This window comes from Fructilactobacillus sp. X7R7C1, assembly GCF_059901065.1.
In genome coordinates this window covers 53,075-74,288 of record NZ_JBWXVF010000004.1, presented here as the reverse complement: position 1 = coordinate 74,288, position 21,214 = coordinate 53,075, and the positions used below count along the sequence as shown (strand labels likewise).

18 protein-coding genes are annotated in these 21,214 nt (G+C 41.0%); 6 read left to right on the top strand and 12 right to left on the bottom strand.

Annotation, left to right across the window (positions count from 1 at the left end):
• Window positions 1–3: 3 nt before the first annotated feature.
• On the bottom strand, window positions 4–1,596 hold the full coding sequence (rny, locus tag AC6UDC_RS06275) for a ribonuclease Y (protein ID WP_500721817.1): 1,593 nt from the start codon (window positions 1,594–1,596) through the stop codon (window positions 4–6).
• Between the two features lie 130 nt (window positions 1,597–1,726).
• On the opposite strand from rny, the gene AC6UDC_RS06270 reads away from it, so the two are divergent.
• Window positions 1,727–2,134: a helix-turn-helix domain-containing protein gene (locus tag AC6UDC_RS06270; protein WP_500694080.1), complete on the top strand. Its 408-nt coding sequence runs from the start codon at window positions 1,727–1,729 to the stop codon at window positions 2,132–2,134.
• A gap of 9 nt (window positions 2,135–2,143) precedes the next feature.
• Window positions 2,144–2,989, top strand: a complete 846-nt coding sequence (locus AC6UDC_RS06265) for an SAM-dependent methyltransferase (RefSeq protein WP_500721815.1) — start codon at window positions 2,144–2,146, stop codon at window positions 2,987–2,989.
• A gap of 190 nt (window positions 2,990–3,179) precedes the next feature.
• Here AC6UDC_RS06265 and AC6UDC_RS06260 read toward each other — a convergent pair whose 3' ends face one another.
• Window positions 3,180–3,653, bottom strand: a complete 474-nt coding sequence (locus tag AC6UDC_RS06260) for a hypothetical protein (RefSeq protein WP_500706739.1) — start codon at window positions 3,651–3,653, stop codon at window positions 3,180–3,182.
• 15 nt (window positions 3,654–3,668) lie between these two features.
• On the bottom strand, window positions 3,669–4,088 hold the full coding sequence (locus AC6UDC_RS06255; RefSeq protein ID WP_500721812.1) for a hypothetical protein: 420 nt from the start codon (window positions 4,086–4,088) through the stop codon (window positions 3,669–3,671).
• A 136-nt stretch (window positions 4,089–4,224) separates the two neighbouring features.
• Between AC6UDC_RS06255 and AC6UDC_RS06250 the strand changes: the two genes are divergently transcribed.
• Both AC6UDC_RS06250 and AC6UDC_RS06245 read left to right on the top strand, forming a co-directional pair.
• Complete coding sequence (locus AC6UDC_RS06250) at window positions 4,225–4,665, top strand: universal stress protein (RefSeq protein ID WP_500694084.1); 441 nt, start codon at window positions 4,225–4,227, stop codon at window positions 4,663–4,665.
• A gap of 52 nt (window positions 4,666–4,717) precedes the next feature.
• On the top strand, window positions 4,718–5,602 hold the full coding sequence (locus AC6UDC_RS06245) for an RluA family pseudouridine synthase (RefSeq protein WP_500721809.1): 885 nt from the start codon (window positions 4,718–4,720) through the stop codon (window positions 5,600–5,602).
• A 56-nt stretch (window positions 5,603–5,658) separates the two neighbouring features.
• On the opposite strand, the gene AC6UDC_RS06240 is transcribed toward AC6UDC_RS06245, so the two are convergent.
• The 4 genes from AC6UDC_RS06240 to AC6UDC_RS06225 form a co-directional block, all read right to left on the bottom strand.
• Window positions 5,659–8,067 (bottom strand): phosphoketolase family protein, encoded by a 2,409-nt coding sequence (locus tag AC6UDC_RS06240; RefSeq protein ID WP_500695833.1) that lies wholly within the window; start codon window positions 8,065–8,067, stop codon window positions 5,659–5,661.
• 235 nt (window positions 8,068–8,302) lie between these two features.
• The gene (gltX, locus tag AC6UDC_RS06235) at window positions 8,303–9,808 is read right to left on the bottom strand and encodes a glutamate--tRNA ligase (RefSeq protein WP_500694087.1); all 1,506 of its coding nucleotides are present in this window, start codon (window positions 9,806–9,808) and stop codon (window positions 8,303–8,305) included.
• 150 nt (window positions 9,809–9,958) lie between these two features.
• A complete protein-coding gene (locus tag AC6UDC_RS06230; RefSeq protein ID WP_500694088.1) occupies window positions 9,959–10,684 on the bottom strand; it encodes a GntR family transcriptional regulator in 726 nt (241 codons plus the stop codon).
• Window positions 10,685–10,797: 113 nt separating this feature from the next.
• Window positions 10,798–12,402, bottom strand: coding sequence for an Nramp family divalent metal transporter (locus AC6UDC_RS06225; RefSeq protein ID WP_500694089.1), 1,605 nt, complete (start codon window positions 12,400–12,402; stop codon window positions 10,798–10,800).
• 112 nt (window positions 12,403–12,514) lie between these two features.
• Here AC6UDC_RS06225 and AC6UDC_RS06220 point away from each other — a divergent pair, with 112 nt between their 5' ends.
• On the top strand, window positions 12,515–13,015 hold the full coding sequence (locus AC6UDC_RS06220; protein WP_500696981.1) for an aminoacyl-tRNA deacylase: 501 nt from the start codon (window positions 12,515–12,517) through the stop codon (window positions 13,013–13,015).
• 34 nt (window positions 13,016–13,049) lie between these two features.
• On the opposite strand, the gene AC6UDC_RS06215 is transcribed toward AC6UDC_RS06220, so the two are convergent.
• The 4 genes from AC6UDC_RS06215 to AC6UDC_RS06200 form a co-directional block, all read right to left on the bottom strand.
• A complete protein-coding gene (locus AC6UDC_RS06215; protein WP_500695835.1) occupies window positions 13,050–13,691 on the bottom strand; it encodes an HD domain-containing protein in 642 nt (213 codons plus the stop codon).
• 79 nt (window positions 13,692–13,770) lie between these two features.
• On the bottom strand, window positions 13,771–14,742 hold the full coding sequence (locus tag AC6UDC_RS06210) for an AEC family transporter (protein WP_500721807.1): 972 nt from the start codon (window positions 14,740–14,742) through the stop codon (window positions 13,771–13,773).
• A 133-nt stretch (window positions 14,743–14,875) separates the two neighbouring features.
• Window positions 14,876–15,847, bottom strand: a complete 972-nt coding sequence (locus AC6UDC_RS06205; RefSeq protein ID WP_500695836.1) for an AEC family transporter — start codon at window positions 15,845–15,847, stop codon at window positions 14,876–14,878.
• Between the two features lie 16 nt (window positions 15,848–15,863).
• Entirely contained in the window at window positions 15,864–17,519 is a 1,656-nt protein-coding gene (locus AC6UDC_RS06200; RefSeq protein WP_500695837.1) for a malolactic enzyme, read from the bottom strand.
• Window positions 17,520–17,638: 119 nt separating this feature from the next.
• Between AC6UDC_RS06200 and AC6UDC_RS06195 the strand changes: the two genes are divergently transcribed.
• Window positions 17,639–18,529 carry a LysR family transcriptional regulator gene (locus tag AC6UDC_RS06195; protein WP_500721805.1) on the top strand — a complete coding sequence of 297 codons (891 nt, stop codon included), beginning with the start codon at window positions 17,639–17,641 and terminating at the stop codon, window positions 18,527–18,529.
• A gap of 47 nt (window positions 18,530–18,576) precedes the next feature.
• On the opposite strand, the gene adhE is transcribed toward AC6UDC_RS06195, so the two are convergent.
• Window positions 18,577–21,195: a bifunctional acetaldehyde-CoA/alcohol dehydrogenase gene (gene adhE, locus AC6UDC_RS06190; protein ID WP_500694096.1), complete on the bottom strand. Its 2,619-nt coding sequence runs from the start codon at window positions 21,193–21,195 to the stop codon at window positions 18,577–18,579.
• Window positions 21,196–21,214 lie beyond the last annotated feature (19 nt).

Genomic DNA, 21,214 nt, shown 5'->3' with positions numbered 1-21,214 from the left:
TTTTTATCCAGCTTTTTTCTTTTTATTGTTTTTCGGTTTACCGCCCACGTACTGAACGGCTTGTAACTGTCGAATTGTAGTAACCTTAATTTTACCAGGATAGGTCAATTCGTTTTCAATTTGATCCTTTACTTCATTGGTTAACTCACTACTTTGCGTATCGTTAACCTTCTTTGGATCAACCATGATTCGAATCTCACGACCGGCCTGAATGGCGTAACTATCTTTAACGCCGGGATGTTCATTCGCAATTTTTTCCAAACTCTTTAATCGATTGATGTACTCCTCGACCGATTCGCTTCTGGCACCTGGTCGAGCTCCTGACATTCCGTCAGCCACTGCGACCAAAATAGCGTATGGGTTATCTGGTTCAACGTCCCCATGATGAGACGCAATCGAGTTTATGACAATTGGATCTTCACCATAAGCCTCAGCTAACTTCACTCCCAGTTCAACGTGTGTTCCGGAAACTTCTCTGTCAATCGCCTTCCCGATATCATGGAATAATCCAGTCCGTTTAGCCATCCGAACATCTAAACCAAGTTCAGCAGCCATCACAGCTGATAGTTCGGCAACTTCAATGGAATGCTCTAAGACGTTTTGACCATACGACGTTCGAAACTTTAAGCGTCCCACCGTCTTCATTAGGTCCGGATGAACCCAACCAAGGTGCAAGTGACTAACGGTCATCTCACCAGTCTTTCTTAATTCATCCAAAACTTCCTGTTGGGTTTGATTGATTTCATTTTCAATTACACCATTATTAACCTGCTTAATGGCCAGCAGATCGTTAATGGAATTGCGCGCAATCTCTCTTCTAACCGGATCACTGGTACTAATGATTAACGTTTCCGGGTGTTCTGGATCAAAAATTAAATCAACTCCGGTAAGGGTCTCAATCAATCGTAATCGTTGGTCATCTTTGCCAGCAATCTTGGTGCGCATTCCGGCATCCGGAATAATCACTGAGCGCTCAATGTGGTCACGAGGAACATCAACTGGCCCCTCTTGAACTGCCTCAATCATAAGATTACGGGCCTGTTTGGCAGCATTAAATGCCATTAAGTCATTATTTTCCTTAACGGTAGTATCAAAGTCACGTTTTAAATCAGCTTCAAGAGTGGCCAAAACGAGCTGTTTGGCCTGCCCTTCAGTTAATTCACCCCGATCGTGGATGATTTGTTTTCTTTGCTTCTCAAGTTCTAAGACGTCATTACGAGCCTTTTTGAGGTTTTCGACTAGAAGGTGATTACTGTTCCTTTTAATTGTCAGAGCGGCCTCTGACTTGTCCAAGCGGGCAACAGAAGTCTCCAAGCTTTTTTCTCTATGATCAATTCGTAGTTTGCGACTCTCATTCTCTTGAACTTGGGAATCGAGTTCAGTTTCTTCTTCTTTACGATAATTTTCAGCTGCTGTTTTACTTTTATCTTCAAGTTTTCTTTTAGTATCATTAATCTTAACTTGATTATTATCTTTAATCTTACTAGCAGCAGTTCTGGCAGCTATCAGTCCCTTGTAGACGTGTTTTTTTCGTGCGTAGTAGCCACATGCTGCTCCAAGTAAGAGTGCAATAATAATTGCAATGGAAGTTATCAATTTGACACTTCCTTTCTTTTCAATTCATTTTAATCTATTTAAATAATAACATTTAAATCTTTATTTTAAAATAAGTCACTCGTGCTTTTTGATGATATCATGAAGTATAATGGTATTAAGGAGTGATTCTATGTTTCCTGAAAGACTCAGAGCTTTACGAACCGGTCAGAAAATCACATTGACTGACCTTGCAAACGGATTAAACACAATGTTTCCCACTGACAAAGAGCATGAGAATACCGCCTCACAGATCGGCAACTGGGAACGTGGAATCCGTAATCCTTCTTACATTGAAGTCAAAAAATTAGCTGAATTTTTTGGCGTGTCAATGGATTATTTGAGTGGCCGTGTTGACCATGAAGAATCCGATCTTTCCAAGTTATTTATCTCTGGAAAGCAACTCTTCTTTAACGGCGAAGCCATTAATAACAACGATCGGTACGAGATTTTTCAACTTATCAACGGTTACCTTCACGGTAAACAAAACAGAGACGATGACCACAAAAATCACCAAGAATCGCTTGATTTACACTACTAAGGACACCAAATGGATAAACGTAAACTCAGAAAAAAACTCAAAAAACGTCATCAGTTGAAACAGGCGACTCCACCTTACATTCATCAAATGGAACAGTATCGTGACGAGTATCGGGAGTATCCTGAGATTAAATACTTAATTAACAACGTCTTAGCAGCCAATCAATTACTTACGGCTGGTAGACTTCCGCAGGATTTGCCCAAGCTGATTCTTCCTGATGACATTCAGGACCAGATTTATCAAAAAATCAATTCCAAGTACGCCATGAATGATCGTAGCGGTGATTCCGAATGGAACCGGCTTTCAGGCGATCTTTCTGACCTTGACAAGCACTTGCGTGACTTTCGTGATTATCTCGAAAATCAATACGGGATGTGGGCATACATCTCCTCATCGTTTACCTACCATCTTGCAAAATACTTAGATGGTAATGCTGCCCTTGAAGTAATGGCGGGTAACGGCTACATCTCAAAGGGACTCCGTGATAACCACGCAAACGTCATCGCAACTGACAGTTTAGATTGGCAAAACGAGAACGAAACTGGCAGACATCCCGTCACTAACGTGGAAAAGTTATCAGCTCTCGACGCATTTCACAGGTATCAGGACCAGATTGACTACGTAATTATGTCGTGGTCTCCAGATGGCATTCCAATCGATAATGAACTTCTTGAAGCAATCAGAAAGTCAAATCGTGATATCAAATTAATCGTCATTGGTGAGAGAAACGGGGCCACCGACTCCAAAGAGTTCTGGCAAAACGCACAACTTTACGATGACGAGGGCATTAAGAACCTGAATCAACACTATTCAAACTTCGATTTAATCCAAGATCACGTTTATTTAGCAAAATAAAAGAGCTTCCAACTTTTGTTGGAAGCTCTTTTTGGCATCTGAACAAGTCAGACGGACTAACTAGGTGTTCACATCACCTGCTAATCAAACCATCTGCAATCCGGCAGATAAACATGGTTCCCACAATCAGACTAAAAAGTCTGCTCGGCTCGTCGCATCTTTGTATTGTATCATAATTTGCAATTAAAAGCTATTTGGAACTTGCATCATCCTGTTCATTAGCCGCAATCTGATCTAATTTATCCTGAGTCCAATCAACGAAATGCGCCAAATAAGTTCCATCGGGCTCCTTTTCAAAACTAGTTGAATCCGCCAACTCATCAATTCGCATTTTAGAACGGTTGACGTTGGGAGAAGCAATGATCATGTACACATTGACTGATTTTATCCCGTCTCCCACCGTTATTTTAGCAATGTTTTTAGCGTAGTCTAGCGGTAAATTAATGACCGAGGTCTGCAGTTTCAGCTGAATGTCATGATCAGAAACGGTGATTTCCGCGCTGGCAATCCTGTCTTCTTTCAGATTACTTGCGATAAAATCAGTCATCTTCTTCAAGTTTCCCTTTAAGTCAGATTGCAACTTTTTAAGGGACATTTCCGACACCTGTTTCTGAAAATCATCATTTCCAGCCACTTCAACAAACTCTTTTTCATCAATTTTCATTTCATTCACCTAACTTTATTTTCTAAACTTCATATAATGAGCCACACGTTCTTTCGTCGTTGCCTTTCGGACCTGATAAGCAATCGTGAACCAGTAAATATTTACACCAATGGAACCAATTACCAGCACAATGACGGCAATTCGAAGTGGCCATGTTGCATGACTAATTGTAATCATCGCAATAATCGCTGCGATTAACCCAATCGTGTAAATAACCTGAACGGCTGCCAACAAATAATATCCTAAACGACTTTTAAACGCAACCAGAATCATCGGAATCAAATACATAATGGCTGCAATAGCTGACGTGCGAACTAGGCCACTGACACTCGACTTGACCGTTAATTTCATGATTGGCATCGTCATAACAAAGTTTACAATCCAGAACAATATCAGTGAAATAAACGCCCACGTTAACATCTGTTTTCTTTTCATTTTACTCATCCTTTTAGCTTCAGTATAACGAACTTCTCAATTTGATACCAACAATTTTTGTTTTAGCTAAATTCGTTACGTAAATTCTTAAAACATGGTATAGTTAGTGTATAAGAAAACAAATGAGGTGAGCTAAATGGCCAAGAATTACAAGAGGATTTTAGCACCGGTGGATGGTGCTGAAGATACAATGCCTGTTATGAGTCGTGCAATCACAATGGCTAAACAAAATGACAGTCACTTAGATATTTTAAATGTAATTGAAGTTAACCAATTCAACCGTAGTTACGGGGATGCAATTACCGCCGACGCTGTTTACCAGTTAACTGACAAGACAAAGAAGATTCTTGAAACTTTGAAACAACAAGCAATTGACGCTGGGGTAACCGACGTATCAATTCATATGCGTTTTGGTAATCCCAAGAAAGTTATTGCCAAGGAATTTCCAAGCGATCACCACGATGACCTAATCATCATCGGTGCTACTGGTCTTTCAGCCGTTGAACGTTTGATGGTTGGCTCGGTCACTAGCTACGTCACACGTGCTGCTACTCAAGACGTCTTAGTAGTCAAATAGTCACAAAATCTCTACCCACTTATTGAGTGGGTTTTTTATTTTGAGGAATTTTATGAAGAAATGGAAATATGAATTAACCGTCCCAAAATCATTTGATCAACAAACCGTTCGAGAGTATCTGCACGAATATCTTTTAATTCCCAAGCATTTGATTTTTTCACTAAGAAAAAATCACCGCGTGTTAATTAACGGTCAGTACCTGCCCATGAACTTTCTGATTAAGCAAAATGATCGTGTCTCACTCGAGTTTATTGCTGCCGATTTTAAAGCCCCATTCCCACACGTTCCATCAGATTCATCGAAACCACTAAACGTTGTCTACGAAAACTCTGACTTTTTAATTGTTAACAAGAATCGCGGTGACAAGACCCATGCCAATCAACCTCACGAAATGGGATCCACCCTTAATTTTGCTGCCAACTACCTTCAACCCCAAAACGACGCTTACATGGTTCATCGCTTAGATCAACAAACCAGTGGTGCACTTATCATCGGCAAGAATCCATCCGTGGTCCCCATCTTAGTCAAAATGATTGAAACTAAAGCAGTCAAGCGAACTTACTTGGCCTGGGTTCATGGTCATTTTAAAAATCAATTGGGAGTAATCAATCAGCCAATTGGTTTTGATCCTTACGACCAGCGTAAACGCAAAATTAACGGACCAAATTCTAAATCAGCGATCACAAATTACAAGGTCATAAAAACGGATCCAGACAAAACCCTCGTGGCCCTTCAACTTCAGACCGGTCGAACCCATCAAATCAGGGTGCACTTGGCTTCCACTGGTCATCCGATCATTGACGATCCCTTATACGACCCGAACGGTCATCCTAATCATCCCATGCTGCTTCATTCTTGGCGGGTCCAAATGATGACACCGTTTTACCATCAACCACTTGGAGTTACTGTCCCACTACCGCCTGAATTCAATATGTAAACAAAAAGAGTGAACTCATATGAGTTCACTCTTTTCTAATTAATTAGTTACATTAATTATTTCTTAGCTGGTTTTTTAAGTGGTTCCCATTTCCAGTTTTCAACTTCTGGCAAGTCAGTACCGTACTCTCTAATGTAATGGTCGTGCTTGTCGAGCATGTTGTTCATTTCTTGGATAAATCCAGTACCCTTAAGGGCGTATTCTGGAATATCAGAAACAACTTCCTTAGACAAATTGAATCGGTCTAATTGGTTCAAGACACGCATGTCAAATGGTGTAGTAATGTCACCATTTTCACGGTATCCATGAACGTGAACGTTCTTATTGTGACGATCAAAGAAGATGGTTCTGATAATATCTTCGAAACCGTGGAATGCGAATACAACCGGTTTGTCCTTAGTAAAGAGTTGATCGAATTCCTTGTCACTAATACCACGAGGGTCTAGTTCTGGGTTACGTAACTTAAGCAAATCAACAACGTTGATGTATCTAATCTTCATTTCAGGGAAACGCTTGTGCAAGATTGAAATTGCAGCAAGGGTTTCAAGAGTTGATTCAACACCAGCAGATGCCATAACAACGTCAGGTTCTTCACCATTGTCAGTTGAAGCCCAGTCAATGTAGCCAAGACCGTTCTTAACAAGGTTTGAAGCTTCGTCAATGTTAAACCATTGTGGACGTGGGTGCTTTGAAGTAGTAATCAAGTTAATTCTTTCGTAACTATCAAATGCTTCGTTACCTACAGCCAATAATGTGTTTGCATCAGCTGGGAAGTATTCACGGATAAACTCAGGTTTCTTTTCAGACAAGTGGGTAATCATACCTGGATCTTGGTGAGTGTAACCATTGTGATCTTGTTGGAATACAGTTGATGAATCGATGAAGTTCAATGCAGGATACTTGTTTCTCCATTCGAGTTCAGAAGCTTTTCTCAACCACTTGAAGTATTGAGTAAGCATTGAATCTACAACTCGACCGAAGGCTTCGTAAGTTGCGAAGAATCCATGACGACCAGTAAGGGTGTATCCTTCAAGCCAACCTTCGTCTTGGTGTTCTGATAGTTGTGAATCAATCAAACGACCATAGTGAGCCATGTACTCATCATATGGTGGGTTGATATTTGGCAACCATTGACGACGAGTAACATCGAATAAGTGCCATAATCTGTTAGACCATGTTTCATCAGGGCCGAATCCACGGAAGTTATTAGGATTTCTCTTAGTAACGTCACGTAGCCATTCGGACCAAACAACCATGTCTTCGTTTTCAGTAGCACCTGGAGTCTTGATATCAAGAGCGTAATCACGGTAGTCAGGTAAGTCTAATGGCTTAGGATCGATACCACCGTTAGTGATTGGGTTCGTTGACATCCGTTTGTCACCCTTAGGAGCTAATTCTCTAAGGTATGGCTTTAAAGTACCATTTTCATCAAATGATTCTTCAGGTTTGTAACTCTTCATCCATTCTACGAATTCATCAGCAGTACCCATGTCATCTGCTGATAGTGGAATTGGAACTTGGTGAGCTCTAAATGATCCTTCAATTGGAAGACCTTCAGCGTTCTTCTTAGGGCCAGTCCAACCCTTAGGTGAACGGAAGATGATCATTGGCCATTTTGGTTCTGTAGCAGTTTCTGCAGTTTGGTTCTCACGAGCGTTCTTTTGAATGGCTTTAATTTCTTCAATTGAAGCATCCATAACTTTAGCAAGCTTTTCGTGAGTTTCCATTTGGTCGGTACCGTAAGGCATGTTGGTTTCAACGAAACGAGGCTTCCAGCCCATACCTTCAAAGTATTTAGTAATGTCTTCGTCAGTCATACGAGCTAAGACAGTTGGGTTAGCAATTTTGTATCCGTTTAAGTTAATGATTGGTAAAACAGCACCATCAGTAACAGGGTTGATGAACTTACTTGACATCCATGAACCAGCCAAAGGACCAGTTTCTGATTCACCGTCACCGATTTCAACGGCAGCGATAACGTCAGGATTATCAAAGATTGCACCAACACCATGTGAAAGTGAATAACCTAATTCTCCACCTTCATGAATTGAACCTGGAGTTTCAGGTGCAGCATGTGATGCAATTCCACCAGGGAATGAAAATTGCTTGAACAGGCGAGCCATTCCGGCTTCATCTTGAGAAATCTTAGGATAGATTTCTGAGTAGCTTCCATCCATGTAAGAATTTGAAACCATAACTTGGCCACCGTGACCTGAACCTTCAATATAGAACATATTAAGGTCATACTTGTTGATGACACGGTTCAAATGGGTGTAAACAAAGTTTTGTGAGGCAATTGTTCCCCAATGTCCAATTGGCTTAACCTTTACATCTTCAGAAGTCAAAGGCTTCTTAAGCAAAGGATTAGCACGTAAAAATAGCTGACCTACTGACAAGTAATTCGCAGTATTCCAGTATTGTTGCATTTTTTCAAAATATGATTTGGAATCATAATCTACTGCCATGCTATAACACTCCTTTTAAATAATCGGCAGCTCGTTTTCGAGCTGGATCTAATCTGTTTTTGAAAGCGCCAAACTTATTGGCTTACCTACAACAACTATGATAAAGACTTTTGGTGAAATGTCAACCATTTCGACAATTGATACGAACCAATTTTAAGCCCTTAAAAACCCTAATTTCAAGCAATTTTAAGCACTAAAAAAGTCTCCAATTTTTCAATTGGAGACTTAAAATATTTTATTCAATTCCACGAAGTGCTTTATTAATTAATGCACTGATAACTGACGGTGAAAATAGTCCCATAATCTGCGCAACTTGGGGAGCAGATGTGTCACCAGTAAAGATGACGTTTAGTGGGAAGTAAAGCTGTTTACCCTTCATCCCCGTTTCTTTGCCAACCTCATTAACAATTGGACCATAATCAAGTCCCTTATTTTGACCGTTTTCACTGGCCTCATGAATCTTGTCTTCTAAAGCATTGAATAACTTTTCCAAATCATCGTGTGAAAAGTCGCTGAGTTTTGAGTAATCAATGTTTTGACCCAAAATATTGTAATAGAAATCCATGTATTCCATGATTTCAGTCAACTTAAACACACTGTGTTTGTAAATATCAATCACCTGTTCAGCGTAATCGTGCAGGTTGGGAATGTCATCTTCTTGAATTTTCTTGGCAATGTCAGTCTGCCCTTCGTCAACGAGTTCGACCACTCGATCGGCAAGTTCACTTGATGGCATGCTCTTTACGTATTGCGAGTTAATCCAGTCTAATTTGTGTTGGTCAAAGAAAGCTGGCGATTTTGACATTCGCTTTGGATCATACGCCTTAATCAGTTCGTCCTTTGAAAAGATTTCCTTTTCACCAACCGGTGACCACCCAAGAAAGGCAATGAAGTTAAAGATTGCTTCACGTAAGTATCCCTCACGCTTATACTCACTGATGAACTGCAAAGTATCCTTGTCACGCTTGCTTAACTTCTTACCGGTCTTCGGATTATAAATCAATGAGATGTGCCCAAAGTTAGGGTGCTGCCATCCTAATGCATCATAAACGGCCATTTGCTTAGGGGTGTTAGCAATGTGATCGTCACCTCTTAAAACATCAGTAATGTCCATTAAATGGTCATCGACCACCACAGCAAAGTTATAGGTTGGTAATCCATCACTCTTTTGAATGATAAAATCGCCACCTAAATTGTCAGAATTAAATTCAACCTTACCTCTCACAATGTCGTCCCATTCGTAGGTATGATCCTTTGGTAAATGTAAACGAATTGTGTAAGGTAATCCCTTATCTTCAGCGGCTTGAATATCAGCTTCAGAAGCACCATACCAACGTCCATCGTAATGTGGAGCCTCTTTATTTGCCCGTTGCTTTTCCCGCATCTCTTTTAGTTCGTCTTCAGTGGCAAAGTCCTTGTATGCCAGACCCTTGTCCATTAATTCACTGATGTATTTATCATACAAAGCTCTTCGCTCCGTTTGATGATAGGGAGCATACTTCGGATTAGGCTTATCAGGGCCTTCATCCCAGTCAATCCCTAACCAGCGTAAGTTGTCCATCTGGCTTTTTTCACCACTGTCAACGTTACGCTTTAAATCAGTATCTTCGATTCGAAGAACCATCGTTCCGCCGAAATGTTTTGCAAACAGATAATTAAATAAAGCAGACTGTGCATTTCCGATGTGTAAAAAACCAGTTGGGCTTGGTGCATATCTAACTCTAACGTTCTTTTTCGCCATCTTAATACTTCCTTTTTTGCCAGCATTGGCACTCTTTTAAATCTCTTCGTACATTCTTACATTACGTTAATTCCGAACCAATGTACGTGCTTACAACAATTCCATTATATCACTTTTAAACTAACTCAAAAAATTGAGTAAAAGTCGATTCTAGTTATTCAAATCAACAAACGTGTTGTAATTAAAGTACTTATAATGAATGCGCATGTTGGAAATTTCAAACGGGGTTCCATCGTCTAAAAAGAAAATCCCACCCATGACCACGACTGGTTCATCAGGCTTTAAGTTCAATAGTCTTTGATCATCAATCGTGGACGGTTGGGCTTCAATCGACATGTAGGATTTGGTTCCCGTCTTGTTTAGCTTTTCCTCTAAGTAGTTAAAAATCGAACCCTTAACCACTCGCTTACTCATCTTGGGCGCCACTTTAACCGGAATATAACCAGACTCGATAATAATAGGTGTCGAATCAACCGAGCGGAGCCGTTTAATCTCATACACTTCATCACCTTGATTTAGAAACAGATCTTCTAAAATCTCAGGGGTGGGGGCAACAACTTTAAATTCCAGTAAATCAATCTTTGGATCGTACCCCTCAACCTTCAGATTATTGGTAATTCCAAGGTTAGATCCCTCGTAACTAAAAATAGATTTATTCTTCAAATAAAGTGGATTAATAAAGGTCCCAGAGCCACGTTTCTTGAAAATAATTCCCTGTTCCGCTAGGATACCTAAAGCTTGCTTAACCGAGCTCCGACTGACGTGATACTTTGAACTTAAAGTCCGTTCATCCGGTAAACGATTATTATTGAAATAGTTGGAATCAATCTTCTTTTTTAAATCATCCATTACCCGTTTATAAACTAGATCAGCCATTCAATACTCCTTATTAGACGTTTCTTACCCATTATTTTAACATATTAAAAATAATAAATTTTGGCTAAAAAAATAGAGCTCCGATCAAATCGAAGTTCTATTTTTCTAATTAATTATTCGTACTGATCGACTTCTTTTTTCGCGTTCTTATGTTCCTCCATGAATCGTTTATTACTCTTGTACAAGTCCCAAACGACCCAAGTCAAGAGGGCCAGAACTAAAACAATCAAGATGTAGGCAATCCAGTTCCCCATATCGGTTTGAGCTGGAGTTGGATTATCACCAAAGAAGCTGACAATCTGACTTGGCAAACCATACAGATTCAAGAAAGTCAAAGCAATCACAGATACCCAACCAGCAATTTTAACCCAAAGGGCATTAACGAACCGTTTTCCACGCATTTCAAATTTACTATCGGTAAAGATCAGAAGCGGCAACATGGAGAATGGTAAAGCAAACGCCAAGAAGACCTGTGAGTTGTTCATCAGAGTATTAAGCGCTTCATGCTCTTCAATGGCTGGTTTTCCACTACTCAAAAGTACACAAATAACAACTGGGATGATTGAAATGACACGGGTTACCAAACGACGAGCCCACAAAGGCATTCTCATATGGATGAAACCTTCCATAACAACCTGACCAGTCAAAGTACCAGTGATAGTGGAGTTTTGACCAGAAGCAAGCAAAGCCACGGCAAACAGGATTGAAAGAACTCCGGTTTTAGCAACACTTGCTAGTAATGGGTTGGTCATAAAATCAGGATTCTTTAAGGCAGCAAACAAACCAAAGAATGATGGGTCTTTAACGGCACCAGACTTGAAGACCGCAACCCCCATAATCAATAACAATGCGTTAACAAAGAACGCCATTGTTAATTGGATGTTGGAATCCCAAGCTGAAAATTTAACTGAGCGTGCCACTGAATCCTCGTCGTTATTATCAGTCTTACGGGTTTGCGAAATGGCAGAATGTAAGTATAGATTATGCGGCATAACGGTGGCTCCGATGATACCTAAGGCACCACTTAACGGAGTTTGACCACCTACAAATGGATGGGTTTGAACGGTTTTGATGTTTGGAACTAAGTTTAAGAAAACCTTTGACCACTGTGGGTTTGAAAGAGTTACTTCGTAGGCAAATACCAAGAAGATGACACAAATCAAACAAACAACAATGGCTTCAATCTTTCTAAATCCAATACTTGTAAGTAGTAACAGTACCAAAACATCAAGAACCGTAATTAAAACGGCAATCAACAATGGAATATGGAATAGCAAGTACAACGCAATCGCTGCCCCGATAACTTCCGCGATATCGGTCGCCATAATTGCTAACTCAGTTGTTATCCAAAGGATAACCCCTAATGTCTTACTACTTCTTGCACGAATCGCCTGCGCTAAATCCATTTGTGTCACGATACCAAGTTTAGCCGCCATGTATTGAAGTAACATCGCGATCAAACTTGAAATCAAGATAATTGACATCAGCAAGTATCCAAAGTTCTGACCACCGGTAATTGAAGTTGACCAATTTCCGGGATCCATGTACCCCACCGCAACTAACGCTCCTGGTCCTGAATACATGAATAATGTTTTCCAAAATCCTAATCCTTCAGGGACATCAACGCTTCCGTTAATTTCTTGGAGGGATTTACCATTCGCATACTCAATTAGGGCATGCTTTTTCTTTGGTGCTTTTTTTTCATCTTTCTCACTCATTTTCCTTTGCATCTCCTTCCACGTTGATTCTACATAAATAAGAATTAAAAGTAAATGAAATTTTTACTTATATTTTATTAATATGATAAAATACCTCCGAGAGGTGAGCCATTTGTCAAAGAAAAAAAAGAATCAAGTCCACAAAACCTTAGTCGAACAAATCCTTGAAAAACACAATATTCCTTTTCAACAGATGATTTTTGCCACCCATCAAGAGGGAGACGTTCAACAAATCACCACTAACGAAGCTGACGTTGATCAACATTTAATCTACAAAACGTTAGCGCTGACTGGAAAAACAACTGGTCCCGTCATTGGAGTGGTTCCTTTAGATGAACGCTTAAGTTACAAAAAGTTAGCCAAAGCTTCTGGCAACAAAAAAGTGGGCATGGTTCCCCTAAAAGACTTAGTTAATACGACCGGATATGAGCACGGTGCAAATACCCCCATCGGAATTTATGAACAAAAGGGTTATCCCATCTACATCGATGAAGAAGCCCAAAAACAGGGTGACATCATTGTGTCATCCGGTCAGATTGGTCGTTCTGTTAAAGTAAATGCTGAAGACGTCAAACAATTAGTCAACGGAACCTTTGCTGATATTACCGAATAAACTAAAAACGTCGATCGTTCGGATCGGCGTTTTTTTATCCATCCCACTCGTTTTTGAATTCAGCAACAAATTCACGCATGTATTGGGTTCTCTTCTTTCCAATTTGTTTAGCAGCATCGGTATTTAAATCGGAAGCAATCTTAAACAACTTTTCGTAAAAATGATTAATGGTGGTATCGTCAGTTGCGTTGCGATAATCTGCTTTAGTAGTTAAAGTCCGCGGCTTAATTGTCGGATCATAAATGGTCCGATGATGTGCCCCACCATACTGAAAGGCCCGCGCAATTCCAATCGCACCCAGAGCATCTAATCGATCAGCATCTTGAACGATTTGACCCTCTTTTGATAACGGTTGTTTGTGTTCAATGTTGTCACTAAAAGACATGTGGTTGATAATGTCCATCACCTGCAAAATCTCATCAGGACTAAAGCCAAATTTTGCTAACCGCTCTTTGACTTCCTCTCTTTTAGCGTCCGGATCATCCACCAATTTATCGTCAAAAACGTCGTGTAAGTAAGCAGCTGAAAGGGCAATCTCACCGTTAGCTGGTTCGGTCCCCATCAATTGTAAGACCATGTTTGCGACCCGTTGGATGTGGTCAAATCCGTGTCCACTCTTATCCTTACTCATGTTCTCTTTGGCGTACTCTTTTACCTTTGCAATTTTATCGTTCATGTCTCTCACTCCTACTAAAATAATTTCCCACATTATAAATATATAACTAAAAAAGAAGCCATCCAATAGCTTCTTTTACTTACATAATAAAATTAATAATTTCCATCAGGATCGGAACCACGATAACGAACAGCACGGTGCTGGTTACCACTAAATTAGTGGCATAGTCCACGTCCCCATGGGATTGACTAACTAAAATCGGCAAAACCGCTAGTTCGGGCGTTGCCGACTGAATTACCAACGTCCCAAACTCTGGAAAGGCCATGTTCACGCCAAAATGCATAAACGCTAAGAGGGTTCCAATCATGATTGCTGGCGCAATCACAAATCTTCCTACCAGTCCGGCAATGGTATCCTTATCAAAATGAATTGAAGATAAGCCGGCATCGGCTAAAATGATTCCAATGTAGATCAATGCCAACGGTGTCACTAATCCACCAATCATGTTGCAGGTCTTATCAATCCAAGCTGGCAATTTGACGTTCACGATCAAAATCCACGCCAAACCTAAGATAAATCCAACCAGTGGCGGCGGTAAAATCTGTTTGAGGGTAACCTTCTTTTTCTTTTTTCCCCTTTGTTTCGTTGGGTCATCTCCTGAAATGAAGAAAATTCCGATCGCCCAGGTTGAGACGGTGTTCATCACATAGTAGACCAAGAAATACGTCATCCCGGCGTTTCCAAACAACGCAATGTTTAAGGGTAATCCCATAAAAATCGTGTTGGCGTTGACCGACATGTTGATAAAGGCCCCTCTTCGACCCCTTCTGATCCTTAAAACAAAAACCAATGCGATTGCGATTACATAACCCAGGGTAAAACTAATCAACGTGTATAGTAGTCCGCCAACTAGTCCAACTAATTTTACCCGATTCAAATTATCCAAAACGGAAATAAAAATCGAAACTGGTAAGGCAATGTTCATAATTAAGAACGAAACATTTCCCTTAAAACCATCCGTCATTTTGTTGGAACGACGAAGAAAATACCCTAAAGCAATAATAATAACAATCTCAGCGACACTCTCTAGTGAGGCAATAAATGCGGTCACTGTTTAATCCCTCCAATTAATTAATAAATGAAATTGTGCATACTTCTACGTTACCACTTTCAAACCGTGTTAGTGACCTGTGCAAACAAAAAGAAGCCAGATTGAACGTCTGACTTCTTTATTAATTACTTATCTATACGATAAAGTTGATAATGGCCATCAAGATTGGAACCACGATCACGAACAGAATCGTGCTGGTTACGACCAAGTTAGTAGCGTAATCAACGTCACCATGGGACTGACTAACCAGAATTGGAAGCACAGCCAAACCAGGGGTGGCAGATTGAATTACTAAGGTGCCAAATTCGATGTTTGGAATCCCAGCGCCGGTGTGCATGAAGACCAGTAAGGTTCCGATCATAATTGCCGGAGCAATCACGAAACGAGCAAGTAGTGCGGCAATGGAATCTTTATCAAAGTGAATTGATGAAAGACCAGCATCGGCCAAAATAATCCCAATGTAGATTAAGGATAATGGTGTTACAAGACCACCAATCATGTTACAGGTCTTGTCGATCCACATTGGCAACTTAACGTTAACAATCAGAATCCAAACTAACGCAACCAAGAAACCAATCAGTGGAGCTGGAAGCAACTTCTTCCAGTTAAAGTTCCCCTTGCTTTCACCCTTCTTCTTGGTGGGATCGTCTCCTGAGATGAAGAAGATTCCGATGGCCCAAGTTGAGATGGTGTTCATTACATAGTAAATCAGGAAGTAAGTCATCCCAGAAGTTCCAAACAGTGCCAAGTTCAAAGGTAGCCCAATAAAGATGGTGTTGGCGTTCACTGCCATGTTAATGAAAGTTCCCCTACGACCCTTTCTAATTTTTAGGATGTAGACTAGGGCAATGGCGACAACGTAACCTAACGCAAAACTAATTACGGTGTATAACAGTCCGCCAGCTAGCCCGACTAACTTTCCACGGGTCAAATTATCTAATACTGATACGAAGATTGAAATAGGCAAAGCCACATTCATGATTAAGAATGAGATGTTTCCCTTGAAACTGTCGGCGAATTTTCCCGACTTCCTCAAGAAATATCCAAGTGCAATGACAATGACAATCTCAGCAACACTTTCTAGTGAAGTAATAAACGCTGCCAATGTAACATTCCTCCAATTATTTGTTTAAATTAGTTAAATCTGGGTATTTTGGATACCATTTTTCGTCATCAACGGCTGACTTAACGTCCGTAATCTTTTCTCTAGTAATGTTTTGATCAACTGCACTCTGAGCAACAGCAATCGCAACGGTCTCAGAGAATTCAGTTAACTGGTCAACTGGTGGCAAAATGGCAGCCCCAGGAACCGTTGAATCCACAATGCCACCAAGAGAGTGAGCAGCAGCACTAATCATGTCGTCGTTAAGTTTAGTGGCGGTAGCTGCAATGGCACCCAAACCAATTCCTGGGTAGACTAAGGCGTTGTTAGCCTGTCCAATCTCGTACTTAACTCCGTTGTATTCAACGGGTGCACTTGGAACACCAGTAGCGACTAAGGCACGACCATCAGTCCATTTGATCAAATCGGAAGCAGTTGCTTCAGCCAACTTAGTTGGGTTTGAGATTGGCATGATGATTGGACGGTCAGTATGAGCGGCCATTTCCTTAATAACATCTTCAGTAAATGCGCCGTGTTGAGTAGAAGTTCCAACCATGATTGATGGATGAACAGCCTTCACAATTGAGAGTAAGTCGGTCAGGTTTTCTGAGTCAGAAAATTCGGAACGGCTTCTCGCAAATTCTTTTTGACCAGGAGTTAAATCGGACATGTCGTCAAACAAGAGGCCTTGCTTATCAACCATGTAGAAATGCTTCTTAGCTTCTTCCTCGGATAAGCCAGCTTGCACCATCTCTTCACAAACCCGTTCGGCAATTCCGACGCCGGCAGTTCCGGCACCAAAGCACAGGTACTTCTGATCGGTCATCTTTTCACCAGAAATCTTAAGGCCACCTAAGACACCAGCAAGGACGATAATTCCAGTTCCCTGGATGTCATCGTTAAAGACCAAGTAGTCATCCTTGTACTTATCAAGGATGTTTGAAGCGTTGGCACGCCCAAAGTCTTCAAAGTGCAAGTATAAATTAGGGAACAAGTCTTCTGCTTCTTTTACAAACTTGTCAACGAAGTCGTAGTACTTTTGTCCGTAGTCGCGGTCCTGGTGATTACCAAGGTAGAGTGGGTTGTCGAGTAAACTCTTGTTAGTAGTTCCAACGTCTAAGACCACTGGTAGGACTTCCGATGGGTCAATGCCAGCAGCGGCACTGTAAACCATCAACTTACCAACTGGGATGTCAATTCCTTGAGTTCCCCAGTCACCAATTCCAAGGATTCCTTCGCCATCGGTTACAACGATCAACTTGATGTTGCGTCCGGAAGCAGTGTTTTTTAAACTTTCACGGATCGTTTCAGGGTCATCGTGATTGATTGATAAAAACGCCGCGTTTTGTGGGTTAACGTACAGTCTGGAGTAATTTTCAATTGAGTCAGCGATCGTTGGGTCGTAAACGACTGGCATGAATTCAGTGACATGTTTAGCGAAGGTTGCATAGAATAGAACCCGGTTTTCGTTGAAAATACTCATCAAGTAGATGCGTTTTTCAAGGTCACTACCCTTGTGTTGGTATTCGTCATAAACGTTTTCAACCTGTTCGTCCAAAGTTTGAACGTTCGGTGGAAGCATCCCCACCAGTCCTAATGTTTTTCTTTCATCATCAGTAAATGCAGTCCCCTTATTGATAAAGGGATTGTTCAATATTTCTTCACCTTTAGCCATATTTTAAGACTCCTTTTTGTAGTAAAATAGTCTGTAATTGATTCTTTTAAATACTAATTCACTATCAAAAAGATAGTCAAACACGATTTATTCATAAATTTAATTTATATGAGGTCATCATGAAGCTAAAAGATTTAATGTACTTCAACAAGTTAACCGAGCTTAAAAATTACACCGACGTTTCCAAGTATTATCACGTTAAACAGCCCACGATTACCATGGCCATTAAGCGTTTAGAGGATAACTTCAACGTCGAATTAATTAATCGAAATCAAGCCCACCACCAAATTAAACTCACTAAGGCCGGCGTCGACCTTGAAAAACACGTCCAGGTAATTATGAAGGAAGTAGACAAAATTAACAACGAAATGGGCAGCATCAATGACCATGTCATTCGATTTGGTCTTCCACCAATCATTGGCAACTATTATTTTCCCAAGCTGGCGTCTAAACTATTTTCACTTGGGATCCTAAATGATCTTGATAACTCAGAGAGTGGTTCCAAAAAGCTTTTAGGGGAATTAAAAGACGGTCGAATCGACTTAGCACTTTTAGGATCATCCAAACCGCTTGAAAGTAGTGAGATCGACGCGACGGTTTTAACCAAAGACCACTTCATGCTGGTCGTGAATCGACAGTCACCACTGGCAGACGCTCACTCCGTTAAATTTGCTGACCTCAAAAACGAAGAGTTTGTGGGCCTCTCCAGTGACTTCGTTCACACTCAGGTTTTTTCGGATCTGTCTAAGCTTCACGCCATTCACCCCAAAATTAAGTATCGTACGTCTGACATTGAGCTAGCCAAACAATTAGTCTCTGAAGACGTGGGGATCACCTTTTTGGTTAGTAAGGCCATTAAACCTTCCGACAACCTTGTCCCCATCCCAATTGACGATGAAGATTTACCCCCGTTTTATGTTTCGGTGGCCTTTCGTAAAAGTCACGTTCTTTCACCCGAAGAGCAAGAATTAATCAACGTTTTAACCAAATCAATTGCACAAAAAAAGTAGGAATTCCGTTTGGAATTCCTACTTTTTAGTTCTTAATAACTTAGAAACTAAACTTCTTTATCAGTTTGCGTTTCAACCCCAACACCTTCGTATTCGTCAAGAATCATCTTCTTGAGATCTGCGATCAGTGGTTCTTTCGGGTTAGCAGTTGTACATTGATCAGCATATGCCAGTTCGGCAAGATGATCGGCAGCTGCTTCTAACTCTTGTTTGCTTACACCCTGTGACTTCAGATCAAGTTCAACTCCAACCGAGTGAGCTAATTCGATGAAGCGGTGAACCAAGGCTTCCTTCAATTCTTCATTGGAGTTTCCAGGAAGACCAAGGTAGCGAGCGATGTTAGCGTAATCGTCGTCGGCTCTAAATGATTCGTACTTTGGCCATGTGGCAATCTTCTTTGGTTTCTTGAAGTTATATCTGATAACGTGTGGCAAAGTAATGGCGATGGCAAGCCCGTGGGTGATCCCGAATTGTCCACCAATCTTATGAGCAATTGAGTGGGTAATTCCAAGGAAAGCGTTCGCAAATGCCATTCCGGCGATCGTTGAGGCGGTATGCATCTTGTCTCGAGCTTCCATGTTACCGTTGTACGAGTCAGTCAGGTTATCAAAAATCATCTTGATGGCCTGAAGTGACATTGGACGAGTGTAATCTGAAGCCATGGTTGAAACGTATGACTCAATCGCGTGAGTTAAGGCATCAAGTCCTGAGGCAGCAATGGTGCCCTTTGGTACCGTCTTAACAAACTGTGGATCAACAATGGCAACGTCAGGTGTCAAAGCGTAGTCAGCTAATGGATACTTAACGTGAAGCTTTGAATCAGTAATAACTGAGAATGGTGTTACTTCTGAACCAGTTCCAGAAGTACTTGGAATGGCAACCATTTGTGATTTTTCTGGTTTGTTGTACCTGTAAGCACGTTTTCTGATATCCAAGAACTTCTGTTTAGCACCAAAGAAGTCAGTCTCAGGGTTTTCGTAAATTAACCACATCATCTTAGCGGCATCAAGTGGTGATCCTCCACCAAGGGCGATGATGGTGTCTGGCTTAAAGGCGTTCATTTGGGTAACCCCAGCATTCACCATGTCAGTTGTTGGTTCACCATGAATGTCATCGAAGATGTAGTACTGAACGTCATCTTCTCTTCGGTTCAATTCATCTAAGACTTTGTCAACGTAGTGATATTTAACCATAGAAGGACTAGTAACAATAAAGGCCTTCTTAATACCAGGCATGTCGTGGAGGTAGCGAACTGAGTTCTTTTCGAAGTAGATTCGAGGTAGTTTAATCCATTGCATATTATTTCTTCTCTTTGCGATAGTTTTAATGTTCAACAAGTCATAATCAGTAACGTTATGGGAGATTGAGTTTTTACCCCACGATCCAGTTCCAAGCGTAAGTGATGGGGTCATGTTGTTGTACAAGTTACCAACTCCAGCAAGACCAGATGGTGAGTTAACGATCACTCTCGAAGCCTTAACGGCCACCCCAAAGTCAACGGCCAATTGATCATCTGAGGTTTGAATTGCTGCGGTATGGCCTAATCCACCGTAGTTTAGAAGCTCAGCACAAATTCTGAAAGCATCCTTGTGGTCTTTTGACTTGTAGACCGAAAGAACTGGTGATAATTTTTCCCCTGACATTGGGTACTTAGGACCAATTCCGGTCATCTCAACGGCAAGCACTTGAGTGTCTTCTGGGATCTTGATCTTAGCCATGTCAGCAATTTGTTGCGCAGTGGCACCAGCAATTGGACCCTTAACACTAAGACGCTTGCTGTCAAACATGGCGTCAGTTAATTTTTGTTTTTCTTTTTCTGGAACAAAGTAAACCCGGTTTAATTCGAGTTGTTCTTTTACATCTTTATAGATATCGGCATCGATTACCGCACTATTTTCAGTGGCACAGATCATCCCGTTATCAAAGGTCTTTGATAAAACGATATCGTTAACGGCACGTGGGATGTTGGCGGTTTTTTCAACGTAAACGGGACCATTACCAGGACCAACTCCTAAAGCTGGTTTCCCAGCGGAGTATGCGGCCTTAACTAATCCAGGACCACCAGTTGCAAGGGTAATGTCAACGCCAGGGTTCTGAATCAAAGCGTTCGTAGCTTCTCGACTAGGCTTTTCAATCCATTGAATGGCGTCCTTAGGTGCACCAGCTTTAACCGCAGCATCACGCACGATTCGAGCAGCTTCAATTGACGATTGAAGGGCTTGTGGGTGCAAACTAAAGATGATGGCGTTTCTAGTCTTCATTGAAATAATTGCCTTGAATAAAGTAGTTGAGGTTGGGTTAGTAACTGGAGTGATTCCAGCAATAACACCGAGTGGTTCAGCAACTTTAATCAGGTCATTTTCAGAATCTTCTGAGATGATCCCAACGGTTTTATCATTACGAATATCGTGCCAAATTTCTTCGGTGGCAAACAAGTTCTTAATGGCCTTGTCTTCTTCAACACCACGTCCGGTTTCTTCATAAGCCATCTTAGCTAATTTTTGGTGGGCGTTAACCCCAGCAAGTACCATGGCGTGGGTAATCTTATCAACCTTATCCTGGTCGAAATTACTCATCTCATCTACGGCAATGCGTGCTTTTTGAACTTTGGCATCAATATTCTTATCGATCTCTTCAACATTGGGTTGTTGCTTTGCATCTGTCATACTTCCAGCCTCCAATATT

What these genes read in the sequence shown, in the direction of transcription:
- AC6UDC_RS06270 (WP_500694080.1), top strand. Translation starts at nt 1,727, where the DNA reads ATGTTTCCTGAAAGACTCAGAGCTTTACGAACCGGTCAGAAAATCACA.
- AC6UDC_RS06265 (WP_500721815.1), top strand. Translation starts at nt 2,144, where the DNA reads ATGGATAAACGTAAACTCAGAAAAAAACTCAAAAAACGTCATCAGTTG.
- AC6UDC_RS06260 (WP_500706739.1), bottom strand. Translation starts at nt 3,653, where the DNA reads ATGAAAATTGATGAAAAAGAGTTTGTTGAAGTGGCTGGAAATGATGAT.
- AC6UDC_RS06255 (WP_500721812.1), bottom strand. Translation starts at nt 4,088, where the DNA reads ATGAAAAGAAAACAGATGTTAACGTGGGCGTTTATTTCACTGATATTG.
- AC6UDC_RS06250 (WP_500694084.1), top strand. Translation starts at nt 4,225, where the DNA reads ATGGCCAAGAATTACAAGAGGATTTTAGCACCGGTGGATGGTGCTGAA.
- AC6UDC_RS06245 (WP_500721809.1), top strand. Translation starts at nt 4,718, where the DNA reads ATGAAGAAATGGAAATATGAATTAACCGTCCCAAAATCATTTGATCAA.
- AC6UDC_RS06240 (WP_500695833.1), bottom strand. Translation starts at nt 8,067, where the DNA reads ATGGCAGTAGATTATGATTCCAAATCATATTTTGAAAAAATGCAACAA.
- gltX (WP_500694087.1), bottom strand. Translation starts at nt 9,808, where the DNA reads ATGGCGAAAAAGAACGTTAGAGTTAGATATGCACCAAGCCCAACTGGT.
- AC6UDC_RS06230 (WP_500694088.1), bottom strand. Translation starts at nt 10,684, where the DNA reads ATGGCTGATCTAGTTTATAAACGGGTAATGGATGATTTAAAAAAGAAG.
- AC6UDC_RS06225 (WP_500694089.1), bottom strand. Translation starts at nt 12,402, where the DNA reads ATGAGTGAGAAAGATGAAAAAAAAGCACCAAAGAAAAAGCATGCCCTA.
- AC6UDC_RS06215 (WP_500695835.1), bottom strand. Translation starts at nt 13,691, where the DNA reads ATGAACGATAAAATTGCAAAGGTAAAAGAGTACGCCAAAGAGAACATG.
- AC6UDC_RS06200 (WP_500695837.1), bottom strand. Translation starts at nt 17,519, where the DNA reads ATGGCTAAAGGTGAAGAAATATTGAACAATCCCTTTATCAATAAGGGG.
- AC6UDC_RS06195 (WP_500721805.1), top strand. Translation starts at nt 17,639, where the DNA reads ATGAAGCTAAAAGATTTAATGTACTTCAACAAGTTAACCGAGCTTAAA.
- adhE (WP_500694096.1), bottom strand. Translation starts at nt 21,195, where the DNA reads ATGACAGATGCAAAGCAACAACCCAATGTTGAAGAGATCGATAAGAAT.